8 protein-coding genes are annotated in these 13,459 nt (G+C 39.3%); 3 read left to right on the forward strand and 5 right to left on the reverse strand.

Translation table 11 applies throughout. The annotated features are described in order from the left end of the window. Window positions 1-294 precede the first annotated feature (294 nt). On the forward strand, window positions 295-2,553 hold the full coding sequence (locus tag L2735_RS01670; RefSeq protein ID WP_248983056.1) for a molybdopterin-containing oxidoreductase family protein: 2,259 nt from the start codon (window positions 295-297) through the stop codon (window positions 2,551-2,553). Window positions 2,554-2,577: 24 nt separating this feature from the next. Further along, window positions 2,578-3,120, forward strand: a complete 543-nt coding sequence (locus L2735_RS01675; RefSeq protein ID WP_248983057.1) for a 4Fe-4S dicluster domain-containing protein — start codon at window positions 2,578-2,580, stop codon at window positions 3,118-3,120. Between the two features lie 135 nt (window positions 3,121-3,255). On the opposite strand, the gene L2735_RS01680 is transcribed toward L2735_RS01675, so the two are convergent. Beyond that, complete coding sequence (locus L2735_RS01680; protein WP_248983058.1) at window positions 3,256-3,690, reverse strand: hypothetical protein; 435 nt, start codon at window positions 3,688-3,690, stop codon at window positions 3,256-3,258. A gap of 189 nt (window positions 3,691-3,879) precedes the next feature. Between L2735_RS01680 and L2735_RS01685 the strand changes: the two genes are divergently transcribed. After that, window positions 3,880-4,560 carry a TorD/DmsD family molecular chaperone gene (locus tag L2735_RS01685; protein WP_248983059.1) on the forward strand — a complete coding sequence of 227 codons (681 nt, stop codon included), beginning with the start codon at window positions 3,880-3,882 and terminating at the stop codon, window positions 4,558-4,560. A 181-nt stretch (window positions 4,561-4,741) separates the two neighbouring features. On the opposite strand, the gene L2735_RS01690 is transcribed toward L2735_RS01685, so the two are convergent. The 4 genes from L2735_RS01690 to L2735_RS01705 form a co-directional block, all read right to left on the reverse strand. Continuing rightward, a complete protein-coding gene (locus L2735_RS01690) occupies window positions 4,742-6,763 on the reverse strand; it encodes an alpha-amylase family glycosyl hydrolase (protein ID WP_248983060.1) in 2,022 nt (673 codons plus the stop codon). 60 nt (window positions 6,764-6,823) lie between these two features. Next, the gene (locus L2735_RS01695; protein ID WP_248983061.1) at window positions 6,824-8,722 is read right to left on the reverse strand and encodes a glycoside hydrolase family 13 protein; all 1,899 of its coding nucleotides are present in this window, start codon (window positions 8,720-8,722) and stop codon (window positions 6,824-6,826) included. Window positions 8,723-8,796: 74 nt separating this feature from the next. After that, window positions 8,797-10,293: a tryptophan halogenase family protein gene (locus tag L2735_RS01700; RefSeq protein ID WP_346348116.1), complete on the reverse strand. Its 1,497-nt coding sequence runs from the start codon at window positions 10,291-10,293 to the stop codon at window positions 8,797-8,799. Window positions 10,294-10,435: 142 nt separating this feature from the next. After that, window positions 10,436-13,162 carry a TonB-dependent receptor gene (locus tag L2735_RS01705; RefSeq protein ID WP_248983062.1) on the reverse strand — a complete coding sequence of 909 codons (2,727 nt, stop codon included), beginning with the start codon at window positions 13,160-13,162 and terminating at the stop codon, window positions 10,436-10,438. Window positions 13,163-13,459: the final 297 nt, after the last annotated feature.

Here is a 13,459-nt window from a genome sequence, read left to right on the forward strand (position 1 = left end):
AAAAATCACACAATAAATAAATTGTCAAAAAACTAGATGTATCGATATTTGCTTGTTAGGGGTAAAGGCTTTGCTGATACATATATATATGACTTGGAATTGTTTAGCAGTTTTTGTGTAAAAACACTTCAATAATAGCCTGCTATTAGTAATTGGTATTTCCATAAATAGCAATTGTGATCATATTAATATTGCAGCTAATTACTTGACCTAGTTAGATAATCTTCACAAATCTAGTGTTTGGTAAATTTTACCTTTGTTATGGTTTCCTTAAATAATAACAAGGAAACTATCATGGCAATGAACAGACGTAGCTTTTTAAAAGGCAGTAGTGCATTTGCATTTTCTGCTAGCATCATGGGTTGCTCAAGCAGCGATGATGACTCACCAAGTGAACCACCAGTAACTGAGCCTCCAACACCTGAACCAGACGGTATATTCCATACTACTTGTCCGCGTAACTGTGGTGACAGATGTAGCTTGTTAGTTTCTACCAAAGATGGTGTTGCTGTTTCTATTACTGGCGACACATCGCACCCAGTTACAGCAGGAACCCCGTGCGTTAAAGGCCATGCTTATTTAGAGTCAATATATAGCCCAGAACGAATTAAGCAACCGATGAAACGCGTTGGACCTCGTGGCCCTGGTGCTACGTTTGAACCGATTACATGGGAACAGGCTAACAGTGAAATTGCTGCTAAATTAAACGAAGTTATCGAGACCTATACCGGTAATGCCATCGTGCCATATTTTTACTCAGGTTATAGCGGCATTAGTGCAAGCTCAGGCTCAAATCGTTTCTTTAACCGTATTGGCGGTCGTAACTTACAAAGAAACATTTGTGCTAGTGCAGGATATTCAGGCATGAGTTCTATTTTGGGTGAATTCTCAGGGCCAAGCCCAGAAGATTATGTGAATACCAAGTGTTTTGTGTCATGGGGGACTAACGAGCAAGCCACTAATATTCATCATCTTAAGTTCATTAATGAAGCTCGTGATAAAGGTGCAAAGATCTTAGTGGTTAACCCCGCAAGAACGCCGCTCGCCTCCCAAGCTGATATCTGGCTTCAGCCAACACCTGGTACAGATGCAACTTTAGTCATCGGTATTGCTAAAACGCTAATTGAAGAAGGTCTACACGATACTGGTTTCATCGATGCACATACTCAAGACTATGATGCGCTTTTGGCACGTTTAGAAGAGTTTACTCATGAGCAAATTGAAGCTGAAACGGGTGTAACTAAAGCACAATATCAGTCATTTGCTAGGGCTTATGCCGGCGCTGAATGCGCGATGATCCGAATTGGTTATGGCTTACAACGTACGCTTAATGGCGGACGTATGGTTAAAGCTATTCCAACGCTAGCGGCCCTTACTGGTAATATCGGTAAAGTAGGTGCAGGTGTTGTGTACTTGAATACTCAAGCTGGTGGCATGTTTAATTGGGGTTACTGTAGCGGGAATCACTTAACGCCAGAAGATGCAGTACGAGATACCGTTAATATCAGTGAAATTGGCAAATCACTATTACCAGAAGATTATCAACATGAAGATGGTCAAGTTGGACCGCTTGCTTTTGATGAACCGTGTGACCCAATTAAAGCAATGATTGTGTATTCAAGTAACCCAATTGCTATCGCGCCAGATGCAGATTTAATTGAAATTGGTTTAATGCGCGATGATTTGTTCTTAGTCGGTATCGATTTATTCCAAACCGATACTATGGACTATGTTGATTATCTATTACCAACCTCAAGTTACATTGAGCAATCAAACATGATTGATAGCTACCATTGTTACTATGCTAAACACAGCACCCAAGCAATTAGCCCTTTATATCAATCAAAACCTGATACGGTAATTTTCCAAGATTTAGCTAAAGCGATGGGGTACAGCGACCCAGAATTCAGTGAAAGTATTGACGATATTTTACGTGGTACTTGGCAAGGCAACATTAGTTACGATGAGTTGTGTGTTCAGAATTGGGATAGCCCAGTTGTGGATTACCCATACCGTAAAAATTATGACTTCCCGACACCAAGCGGAAAAATTGAATTTAAAGATATTAGCGGCACTTATTTCGATCCTGAAAAATTCAATCCAGTTATTGATACTGGTACGCCAGAGTCAGATGATTTTGCAACAAAAGGCATGACTGACGATGAAAAAGCGCGAGAATTCCGTTTATTGTCACCAGCTCATCCAAAACTCAGTAACTCTCAATGGGCGAATGTAAAGTACATTGAAGGTACTTTCCCGCAGCATACTGTTTATATTCACCCTGATGATGCGATGCGCAAAGGGATTAGTGATGGCGATCAAGTCAAGCTAGTGGCGAGTCGTTATGGTCAACGTGATGTCACTATTCAATATACCGCTCGGATAGAAGCAATGACACCTGCTGGCACCATCTTCGCGTGGAAGAATGCATGGAAGAAGCTTAATGAAAATGGCAGTAACACAGCGATTAACCAGTTAACGAACAGTGAGTTAACCGACATGAACCATGGTTCAACATTCCACTCAACTCGTGTTGATATCGCTTTGGCGTAACCTAATTCATTAAGGAATAAACAAATGACTGAACAAAAATGTTTTGTATTTCGCCAAGAAAACTGTGTAGGTTGCGAAGCGTGTACAGTAGCCTGCCAAGCTGGTAATGATCTGAATGAATTCATCTCTTTGCGCGATATTAGCCAAGGTGAAAAAATCAATAGTGAAGGTAGACAAGTATCGGTGTTCTTAAGCCAATCTTGCCATCACTGTGCTGATCCACTGTGTGTGGAAAAGTGCCCTGAAGGTGCAATGGTTCAACGTGCTGATGGCATAGTTTATATCGACGATAGTATGTGTATTGGTTGCGGCGCATGTAAATTTGCATGTCCTTATAATGCACCTAAAGTGGACCCTAATCGTGGTATCTTATCTAAATGCGATATGTGTAAAGACAGACTTGCAATAGATGAAAAACCTTATTGCGTCCAAGGCTGCCCTGTACAAGTACTAGATGTGATGGATCAAAGCGAAGCGTTAGCACTACCTGGGGCGAGTTTGTCAGGTGATGGTCACCAAGATTTAGGGACAGGACCGTCGACAGTGTTTATTAAACTAAGAAATTAATGTTCAAATTTAGTTTAGGTTTATAAGAATTTTTTATAACTTAAACTAATACGAAAGTTTAATAAAAACGCCAGTTAAATACTGGTGTTTGTTATTTGGGTGACACTTTAAATAAACTAATATATTTATAAAAATTTAAACAGTGAACCGAGAGTTTCTGCTTTGATTTAATTCTCTAATATGTTTCTCCCAGTTATTTGCAACTTGAATAACTGAGCTAGCATGATCTAATAACTCTTGGTTATGCGATAAATTAATATCTAAAGCGAAGCCTCTTGCTAATGCAATAATTGAGTAATCTATTTTTGTAATGGTTTCTTGATTAACACTTTTATTGATTATGATGCTAAAGGCATTAAAAAATACAGTCATTAGCTCGGCTTCATTTAAGGTCTTAGGCAGAGGGTCTACTCTAATAAAGTCTGTTATAACAAGGCTAGACAGCTTTCTACTGATAGCATCTATTGATTTTGCAGTGTTTGGGGAAGCTAACCACACAGCTTCATCCTTTAAGCTTCTTTCTATTGCACTGGCTAGTTCCGCTGCACGCCATCTTTCTTTAAAACTCATGACTAACATAATTTTACCTATCATGTATTAACAGCAATAATTTATAATACAAATAATTCCTAACAAGATTAATGATCTGAATCACTATCTTATAAATTGTTTTTAAATATTTTTATAAATTGGAATGTATCACAGACATAAATAATAACCTGAAATACTATTGAGTGAATTAAATAATAAGGAAATAACATGACTAATGCTGATAACGTTAAATCTAAGGCGTTAATGTTTAATCTTATAGCTGAAATTTTTTATCGATATCCTGATGAAGAATTAAAAAAAACGATATCTGAACTGGATACCTCATTATTCATAACAAATAACACTAACTTGCAAGATCCAGTTTTAATCCTGCTAAAAGACATTAAGCAACTTGCCATTGAAACTCCATTAGTGGACTTAAAACAAGATTTTAATATGTTATTTTTACGTCCCAAAGGTAAGTTGGCTTATCCTTGGGGATCGGTGTACCTCAATAAACAGAATCGTTTATTTGATTTAACAACACTCGCGTTTATGGAGTTTTGTAAAAAATATCAGTTGAACTTTACGCTTGCTCAAAATGAACCCGTTGATCATTTTAGTTTAATGTTAGTCGCCTTAATTCATTGTATGGAGCTTGATGAAGCTGAAGATAATTCCAGCCTCAATGATTTTAATGAGTCTTTATGTGAGCATCCCGAGACCGATAGGGCGGCGACCTTGTTAAAATTACATTTATTACCATGGTCTGGTCGATTTTTATCTCTCGTTGTTGAAAACAGTGAATCAAAATTTTATGGTGCAACTGCGCAACTAAGCCAGATATTGCTAGAGCAACTAGAGCAGGATTATCAAATATCAGTTGAGCCTGTTGTGTTATATAAATAGCAACAAATAGCGTTAAGTCACTATGAATTAGCATTGTTTAAATAACACAAATGGAATAGGCCAGATAAGTTAATTATCTGGCCTATTTTTTATTGCTTACAGTGGCGATTTAACAGCCTAGCTTTGTTCCATGGCTCAAGATGAATGACCATAGAGCTATCAGCAAGTTAGTGCCTTGCTGTTATTGTTTTAGATTGATAGCAAGCACCTTAGATTCAAGTGGATTTAACTTTATCTGTAACGTGCCGATACCATCAATTATTTGCAGTTGCTCAGGCTGTGAAAGACTCGGGTTTAACAAGTCTGTTAATGGGTATTGAGCCTTATCAAGTTTCGCTAAATTGATGAGTTCAGTTGGCAGGGTTAATGCGAAAGATGATTCAGCCGATTTACTAAAATTACTTACTACAACCAATACTTGAGTATCATTGTAACGACTAAACGCGAATACCTTATCGTTGTACCCAGCTTGATAGTTTAGCTCTTGTGCTATCGGTTGTGCATGTTCTGAAAGCTTTGAACGGTTTGCACTATCCAGCTCAAAGTAATTGCCACTTAAAGCAGGTGCGGTATGACTGAGGTTTAGTAAGATTTGATAGTATTTGCGTAACGATTTTTCAGCATCTGTTGATTGCCCACCATCAAACAAGCCATTATTCATCCAACGTTGGTGTGCTGGCACGCCAACATAGTCAAAGATACTGGTTCTTGTTGGCTGACCAAATCCTGCATTTTCAGCTCCTTGTTCACCAACATCTTGACCAAAATACAATAACGTCGGCGAACGGCTAATGGTGGTTGAAACAACCATAGCGGGTAGGGCGGCTTCTGGGCTACCTGCAAAATCAGTGGTATGAATACGTTGTTCATCATGGTTTTCAAGGAAATGAAGCATGTGCTGCTCAATATCCATTACCTTAGCTTGGTCAGCGGCAATTTGAGCGGTAGATTCTTTGCCATGAATAATATCTTTAAGAGTGTCATATAAGTCGACTTTATCGTACAAATAATCCATTTTTCCTGAATGAATGTAGTCGCGATAAAGGCTCGGGTTATACACCTCTGCCAATAAGAATGCGTTTGGGTTTAACTGTTTAATATTACTGTTTAGGTAACTCCAAAACTCTACGGGCACCATTTCAGCCATGTCATAGCGAAAACCATCAACACCTTTTGCTAACCAGAACTCTGTGATGTCTTTAAATTTAACCCAAGAGTCTGGGATCGATTCTGGCTGTTGTGATTGCCAAAACTGGTGATGCTCCGAAGCCGTTTTATTAGCGTAATCCTCAGGTAGCACCGGAAAGTCATATGAACCATCTGGTTTGACACCATAGTTAACCTTGACTGTTTCATACCAGTCATTGGCATCGGGTTTCGCCAAGCGTGAACCGTTGCCTGTCCATTTTGCAGGAACTTCGTTAAATTTGCCATCGGCTAAAGGATGCAGTTCACCGCCTAAAGGTGAATATCCGTTGATAGGCTCTGGCACATTGAATTCTTCACCAACAACATAATAAAAATTGTTATTTTTAGCGTATTCAACTTGAGTATTATCTAGTTTCCCGAAATGGCGGTTTTCAGGTAAAGCGGTGTTTTGGTCAAGTGATTCATAACGACGGGCGACATGATTTGGGACAATATCAATGATGACTTTCATGCCATTATTGTGAGTTCTGCTAATTAACGCTTCAAATTCCGCTAATCGTTGCTTTGGGTTATCTGCGAGATCAGGATTAACGTTATAGTAATCTTTTACGGCATAAGGAGAGCCCGCACGACCTTTAACCACATCAGGGTCATCATTACTGATACCAAACTCGGTGTAGTCATTAATCACTGCGTGATGAGGGATCCCTGTGTACCAAAGGTGCGTGGTACCAAGTGATTTTATGTCTTGCAGTGCTACATCAGTAAAATCACTAAATTTTCCTACGCCATTTTCATCTATGGTTCCCCAAGGTTTATTGGTGGTATTGGTGTTACCATATAGTCGAGTAAACACTTGGTATACAACGGGCTTTCCTTGTAATGGAATAGCCTGATTTACCTTGTTTGTAGGCTCAGCTTTAACTGTTGGTTCCTTGTCTGAACTCACCACTGTAGTTTGCGTACCATTACTGTTTTGACCTGAACATCCTCCCAGTATTAATGCGAGAGTCCATAAAGGCAAACTGGATAACTTTGTCGGTTTTAATTGCATATCTGTCTCTTTTGACTGATGTTAGTTTTGATTTTATATGCTGTATCGAGCAAATTTTTGTTACTGACTCAAGCTTAAGATAGTGACACCTTTTTCTTGTAAAGTGAGCGACTTATCTAATGAATACGAATGTTGACTAAAAATATCAAGCCCCACTTTGTTATTGTTAATCACATCACTAAAGCGCGATAAATCAATATCAATTGCCTGTTCATTCTTATTATAAATAATCAACACATCTTCAGACTTTCCAGCTTGCTGGTAGCTTCTTGCTTGTACGTACACCCCGTCTTTGGGTACATAATGAGATAGTTTACCTTGCTGCAGTGCTAGTGAGGTTTTACGGAAATTTAATAAAGATTTATTAAAGTTAAGTGCATCTACTTGCTCTGACGTTAAGTTTTTCTGAGTAAAAACATTCACTGAATCGTCTTGCCATCCACCAGGGAAATCACTGCGAACTAGACCGTCATTACGATCTTTAGTGGGACTTTCCATTAGTACTTCAGTGCCATAAAACATTTGTGGAATGCGATTGCTGCTCACCACATAAGCCATTGCCATTTTATAAGCGGCTAAGTCATTGCCCATTAAACTGTATAAGCGGTTAGTATCGTGATTACTTTCAAATAACACGAGGTCAGTTGGTTTTGCGTACACTACATCATTGGCTAACATCTCATATAGATTTATTAAACCGCTGCCCCAATCTTCCTTTTCTGTCAGGCTTGAAATAAGAACCTCATACAAAGGAAAGTCCATCATGCTAGGTGTGTGTGATACATAGCCGTCGGCGTTTTGTTTTCCTGCTTGCCAATAACTGACTGTAATTGGGTTATCAGTCCACTCTTCACCGACAATATTGAAGTTTGGATATTCATCCATAATAGCTTTTGACCAACGAGTCAAAAATGACTTGTCTGCATAAGAATAAGTATCTTCGCGAATGCCGCTTAAACCGGCATATTCCACCCACCAAATACTATTTTGTATCAGGTATGTGGCCATAAATGGATCGTTTTGATTCATGTCTGGCATAGTGTCAGTAAACCAGCCATTTTCAAATTCAGCTCTATCATTAGCCATTGCGTATGGATCTTGGACTGTGGTTCTACGATGACTGGTATACATGATGTTTTTAGGGTCTTGTTGCCACTCACTTTGGCCATTTATCCATGTTGCAGTAGGAAAGTCAGCCATCCAACGGTGACCCGAGCCCATGTGATTAACTATGACATCTTTGATGATCCCAATACCAAATTGCTGCGCTTCTTCAACTAATGACTTGTATTCTTCATTGCTGCCAAAGCGAGGATCAATTTTGTAAAAGTCTGTGGTTGAGTACCCATGATAAGAGTATTTGTCTTGGTTGTTCTCTAGTAATGGGTTTATCCATAACTGGGTGATACCTAATTCTTGTAGGTAGGGTAAAGCTTTGCGGATCCCCATGATATCGCCACCATGTCGACCGTCTTTATCTGCGCGATTGATGGTTTCTAACATAGTAGGGTGGTTATCATTGGCTGGATTACCATTCACAAATCTATCTGGTGTGATGAGGTAGATAACATCTTTGTTGCTAAAACCTTGTCTATCACGAGAACCTGCTTCACGAGCTTGTATTGAGTAATCAAAGCTTTGTACAAATGTGTCGTTGTCATAAAGCCCGAACTGCAGTGTTTGAGGTTGAGCATTTTTTAAATCAAGGTCGATGAAAAGGTGATTGGGGCTGATTGATTGATGAGTTTGCTTCAGTTTTACGCCCTGAGATTGATCTAACTTAACCTGCATTTGACTAATGTTCTCGCCATATACCAGTATTTGTAATTGGCTGTTCTGCATATCAGCCCACCATGATTCAGGCTCAACAGAAAGATTGGTAATTTCGGCAAACGAAGGCACTGAAAACATTAAAGTAGCCAGTAGAGAATAGGTCAATTTATTGGGTTGAAAAGTCATGTTGAAAACCTTTTATTCTATTTTTTAATAATGATTGTTTGCTAGATAGAATCTGTTAAAGACTGCTAATAAATTTATAAACCCTTGATGAAATCATCATGGCTAGGCATTTGATTGACAGCTGTTGCAATGATTTGCTTCACGTTAGCTAAAAACTCTTTTAGATCACTATCGGTAATGTTGTTGGCAAGGGGATTATAGTCCTCTGGTTCAATACCTTGTCCTAACAGTACTTGGACCCAAGCAGCCTCAGTGAAAAGTTCATCTTGATAACGCGTTACCGTTCCTGTTGCACGAAACAATTCGATTTTTTGCTTTAATGAATCAGGTATCGGCATGTCGCGACATTGCTGCCATAGATCTGGCTTATTTGAAGAATGGGTTCTGTTATTGACGTGATAATGAAGAATGATAAAGTCGCGTATTTGTTCAAATTCTTGTTTTGACTGTCGGTTATATTCATCAACATTGGCTTGTTGTATACCATTGTGGGGGAAAAATTTAGTTAGGCGGATAATGGCAGATTGAACTAGATGCAAACTAGTCGATTCAAGCGGTTCTAAAAAGCCACTTGATAGGCCGATTGCGACACAGTTTTTGTGCCATTGCATTTCACGGCGGCCTGTTTTGAAGTTTATTTTTTTAGGTTCAGCTAATGCTTTGCCATCAAGATTTTCAAGTAATAGTGCTTTTGCAGCCTCGTCAGAGATGTGTTTACTGGAGTAAACTAGACCATTTCCCGTACGATGCTGTAATGGAATGCGCCACTGCCAGCCAGCATTATGGGCAATTGAGCGAGTATAGGGCACTAACGGTTCGGTTCGTTCACAAGGTACGGCATAAGCACTGTCACAAGGCAGCCAATGTTGCCAATTTTCATAACCAACGTTCAGTTGTTTTTCTATTAATAATGCTGCAAAACCTGAGCAGTCTATGAATAAGTCGCCTTTAATCACTTGGCCGTCTTTAAGCGATACGGATTCAATATCACCTTGAACAGTTAACTCTGCTGAAGTGATTAAGCCCTCTATACGATTTACCGATAAATTTTCGCTGTATTGCCTAAGCATTTGCGCATAAAGCGTTGCGTCAAAATGATAAGCGTGAGTTATGCCAGCTAATGGTGAGCCAGCAACACTATCCATAATATCGAATTTATTGGTTTTAGCAGCCTGATAATTTAAAGAGTAGTTCCAAAAAGACATGGCATCTTGCGGGTTCGACTTTAACCAATAATGATGAAACTGGGTGTAACCAATATCTTTTCCAATGTCACCGAAGGCATGCATATAACTGTCTTGTTGTTGCCCCCAGTTCTCAAACTGAATACCGAGTTTATAACTAGCCTCCGTTTGCTTAATAAAATCAGCTTCTTTAATACCTAAAACACTATTAAATATTTGTAGAGGAGGGATGGTAGCTTCTCCTACGCCAATGGTACCGATATCTTCTGATTCGATTAAGGTGATGTTGAGCTGTTTCTTAAAAAGTTTGATTAACATGGCCGCAGTCATCCAACCGGATGTGCCACCACCTACAATTACAATGTTTTTGATTTTATTGTTATTCACAGTAATCGCCTTTATGTTTTTGTTTAATTTGACTTGGTTTTATGAGTAAAAAAAGCCCCTGTAACAGGTTACAGAGGCTTATTTTTCATTGCTGTCTCTTAAAAAGAGTGAGCACTTTAAACAACTCAGAACGAGTCATGACTTAGAACTTGTAGTTCGCACCTAACATGTAGTTACGACCATAGTTTTGGTAGTCACGTACATGACGAGCATCATCACCTGTGTAAGAAGTGAAAGGCTCATTGGTTAAGTTATTCACTTGCAACAATACTGATAAACCGTAAAGGGCATCAATACCACTTTCAGAGAAGTCATAACCGATTTGTGCATCAACCACGGTTTCAGCTTTTACGTTAACATTTTGACGAGTTAAGCTGATTGCGGTGACTTCACCTAAGAAATCACTACGGTAGCGTGAGCTAACACGTGCTTCAAAGCCTGAGTTCTCATAGTAAACAGTCGCATTGAATGTTTTCTCTGATAGACCAGGTAACGTCGTAGATTCACTATCAGAGGTTTCTTTTACTTCACTCTCATTGTAAGAACCACTCATCACAGTACCAAAACCATTTAATACGTCAGCAAATAAACCAAAGTCTAATGAGAATGACGCTTCAATACCTTGAACATAACCGCCTTGTCCATTTTGCCACTGTTCAAAACTACCAATTGGATTATCAGTATCAGGGTTTTGTGGTGGAACGATATCAGTAAAATCGATAAATGATGTTTGTCTATACGTGTAGTTTTCTAAATCTTTATAAAAGACTGCTAATGCAAAATAACCTTGGTCGCTGAAATAGTTTTCATAGCTAATGTCATATTGGCGAGCAAGCCATGGTCGCAGTTGCGTATTACCTGCTTCACCAGTCCAGTTGACACCAGAAGTAGGGTTTTGTTCATAGCTATAACCGATGTTTGCATTCATTTGATCCATGCGCGAACGGGTCAATACTCGAGCTGCAGCAACACGAAGCATTTGACCATCAGCTACTTCAAAACCTAAGTTGATGCTTGGTAACCATTCAGTGTATGAAGCACTGTCATAATTAGGGTTAGTGACTAATACATCATTTTCAATAGTAGTAGCAGTACCGTTTGAACTTTGATCTGTCATTACCGCTTGTATACCAAAATTACCCGTTAATGGAACGTCGTAAACATCTGTATCAATCGTTGCCATAACGAAAGCGGTAGTAACTTCTTCAGATACTTCCCAAGAATTTACCGCACGACTACCATCTACATCAGCAACATCAGTTTCAATGTAATTACCGTCATTGTAAAATGCTAACGAGTCGTAACTTAATACATCACCCATACCAAAAAAATCTAGTGAAGTAGGGCTAAGTAAGTACTCATCTGGTACCGTCATAACATAGTTAGGATCAGTGCCGTCATAACCTTCAAGCGTTAAGAAATAACCTTTATCAAGTTTGGTTTTTTCACGGTCTGTTCGGTTAACACCAAATTCGATGCTACGCATAATGCCTTCATCAAACACATATTCAGCACTTAGGCGAAATGACTTTAATTCATCTTCAATTTCAGGTTTGTTAATGAAACCATCTTGGGTATTAGCACCAAGTGGGCTACCCCAGCCTAGTGGATCGCCTAACTTGATAACGTTTGGATCAGCATAATCTAAACCGTGAGTAAAGTTGTAGCCACCGTCGCCATTATAAGCAAAACCTAAATCATCAACCGCGCCAACACCAGTACCACGACCTGTACCACTGTAGCTTTCCATACCAATATCAGTACGTTCAGCTTTTGAAAGGGCGATATCAGCTTCTACAGACCAATTATCGTTAATGGTAAATTTGTTATTCCAGCCAATCGATAATGATTCAGCATCACGTTTGTTAACGTCATTACGAATCACAACCTCAGCGCCATTAATAGTGCCTTCAGTAACAAGGCCATCTTCAGTTTCTGAAGCAACTACACCGCCGTTTGCGCCCCAAGCAGCAGGGATTTCGATACCACGTAAACGTTGGTCATCAGTGAACTTTGAGTAATAAAGGTCAACTTTAGTTTGGTAAAAATCATTAGGTACATATTCAAAGACTGCTAATACACCATCACGCTCAAGTTCACTTGATCGAACAAATGGTTTAGCACCACCAAGAACACTATCACCTGCATCATTTTCTGGATAACCCCATGCTTGCCAGCGTTCTTCTTGGTTAGGTGACTGCATACGTGCGTAACCTAATGCAATACCAATTGTGTCATCTGCAAATTGGTCAATATAAGAGATGCTGCCACGGTAACCCGTGTCTTCTGAGCCACTGTTTAGTGCGCCAAGGTCATTCATTTCGCCGCGTAAACCAATAGCGAATGTTTGCTCGCCATGTGCTAATGGACTAATGGTTTGCATATCAACTGTGCCACCAATGGCTTGAGCCATAACAGTTGCATCAGGTGATTTATATACAACTACACGATTTAATAATTCAGAAGGGTATTGGTCAAATTCAACACCACGGTTGTCATTGACAGATGCCTGCTCGCGACCGTTTAGAGTTGCAGTAGTAAAGTCTGGACCCATACCACGAATAGAGATGACGTTTGCACGGCCATCAAGACGCTGAGCTGATACACCAGGAAGACGTGCTAGTGATTCTGCGATACTGACATCAGGTAGTTTACCGATATCTTCAGCTGAAATAGCTTCAACAATTGATGATGAAGACATCTTCAATGATTGAGACTCTTGTAAGCTACGGCGAATACCGGTGACCTTTAGTACTTCAATTGATTCGTCTGCAGTAGCAGCATCTTCTGCTTCAGCTGCAAAGCCGTACATACTTGTACTGGCAGCAACCATTGCTAACGTTAGCAAGCTTGGTTTAAATAGCGACATCCATCTTTCCCCTTCTGAATGGCCAGTAGCTCTTATGTTTGTAAGGTAGAGCTACTAGATTTCTATTATTTATAATTACAGTCTTTATAGTATTTTCCTTCAGCTTGCTTAATTGACTGCATAAGCGCTGAGGTTTATTTCCGTTTTGTTGCGGAACAGTGAAGATACTACTCCTAGCTTTCTTTCATCGACAACGTTATGCATACGTATTCAAAGGTTGTGCAAAGTAAAAATGGCTGTTTTTTTACTTTTAATTAACATTTAAAAGTCATGTTGGTAGTTGGTTAAGTTATTGAA

This window comes from Shewanella olleyana, assembly GCF_023283825.1.
GTDB classification, from domain to species: domain Bacteria; phylum Pseudomonadota; class Gammaproteobacteria; order Enterobacterales; family Shewanellaceae; genus Shewanella; species Shewanella olleyana.

Excerpts from the sequence above, each read along its gene's own strand:
- L2735_RS01675 (WP_248983057.1), top strand. The coding sequence starts at position 2,578 with ATGACTGAACAAAAATGTTTTGTATTTCGCCAAGAAAACTGTGTAGGT.
- L2735_RS01690 (WP_248983060.1), bottom strand. The coding sequence starts at position 6,763 with ATGCAATTAAAACCGACAAAGTTATCCAGTTTGCCTTTATGGACTCTC.
- L2735_RS01680 (WP_248983058.1), bottom strand. The coding sequence starts at position 3,690 with ATGAGTTTTAAAGAAAGATGGCGTGCAGCGGAACTAGCCAGTGCAATA.
- L2735_RS01670 (WP_248983056.1), top strand. The coding sequence starts at position 295 with ATGGCAATGAACAGACGTAGCTTTTTAAAAGGCAGTAGTGCATTTGCA.
- L2735_RS01685 (WP_248983059.1), top strand. The coding sequence starts at position 3,880 with ATGACTAATGCTGATAACGTTAAATCTAAGGCGTTAATGTTTAATCTT.
- L2735_RS01705 (WP_248983062.1), bottom strand. The coding sequence starts at position 13,162 with ATGTCGCTATTTAAACCAAGCTTGCTAACGTTAGCAATGGTTGCTGCC.
- L2735_RS01695 (WP_248983061.1), bottom strand. The coding sequence starts at position 8,722 with ATGACTTTTCAACCCAATAAATTGACCTATTCTCTACTGGCTACTTTA.